The 1,110-nt window shown below is 38.7% G+C and carries 2 pseudogenes; both read right to left on the reverse strand.

Features of this window, described 5'->3' with window-relative positions:
• Positions 1-297, reverse strand: a pseudogene (locus PX484_RS09270) (ATP-binding protein); the annotation flags it as partial.
• 192 nt (positions 298-489) lie between these two features.
• Positions 490-1,110: pseudogene (locus PX484_RS09275) on the reverse strand (hypothetical protein); the annotation flags it as partial.

Below are 1,110 nucleotides of genomic sequence, written 5' to 3' on the forward strand. Positions count from 1 at the left end.
AGCATCTTCTGGATCGATATCGTCTTCATCTGCCGCAAAATAAACAACAAAACAATTTTTTTGCTCTAGATATTTTTTCAGCCGCAATAATTCCGTGGATTTCCCCCCTCCTCGATGTCCTGTGTAGAGTTGATGGGTGTACTCTGTTGGCAGCGAACGAATAATTTTTCTGCCTAAATCTTGACAAACATCAGCATCCGCTCTCACTGCTTTTAGATCCACATAAAAGGGACTATCGGCAGGTAAAGGAACTGGTTTAAAGGCATTAGCAAGATTAGCGATCAATTGTTCAGACATAGGCGACTATAGCTTAATTGATGTCATTATTATAACAATACTTATTGACAAGATGTTATACCAAATCCGCTTTTAATATTACGACTAACTCTCGATCGAACTTCAAAAACCCAGTTATGGATTTTTTCCCCCTACTCCCCACTCCCCAATTCATAATTCATAATTCATAATTCATAATTTCCCCACTCCCGATTAAAATTGAATTGCACTCATATCTAGGGATAAAAAGCGATCGAGTCCTAAATACATCCAATAAATAGAGTTTGGGGATTCCTGAATAGTTTTTTGAAATCCCAAGACGGCGGCTAATTTCTCATAATCGGGATGAATAATCAAAGTATGTAAATCGCAGAGATTAGGAAAATCTAAGGTCATTATCTGGAGAGTTTTTTGGGCATCTTGCAGGAAGATTAAACGATATTTTTCTAAATAATTAGCATCAATCATCCAACTGCGAATAAATACCGAAAGACAATTTTCATCTCCCACAGATGCCATTTTAAAAGGATCCTGTTCGTTGATCGCACTTAGATGTAAACTCTTGTTAGGAGAGGTAAAAAAATTCGCTTCCGACTCGTTTGCGGTGGGATAGAGGAGATAAAAACCGACGGGATTAAGATTATCTACCCGACGCAAAACTCGCATACCTGTGGTGTAATCTTTTGACCAACCCCGCAACAGACGAGAAATGCGATGGGGAATTGCTTCAGCATTGCGATTCATCCAGTTATAATTGCGTGTCAGCAAGTTAGCCACAGGAATCGCATCACAACGGGGATTAAATTGATCTAATTGCAATTCTACAGATGATTC

Origin of the sequence: Microcystis sp. M49636_WE2, from assembly GCF_030065375.1 — a bacterium.
Taxonomy (GTDB): domain Bacteria; phylum Cyanobacteriota; class Cyanobacteriia; order Cyanobacteriales; family Microcystaceae; genus Microcystis; species Microcystis aeruginosa_C.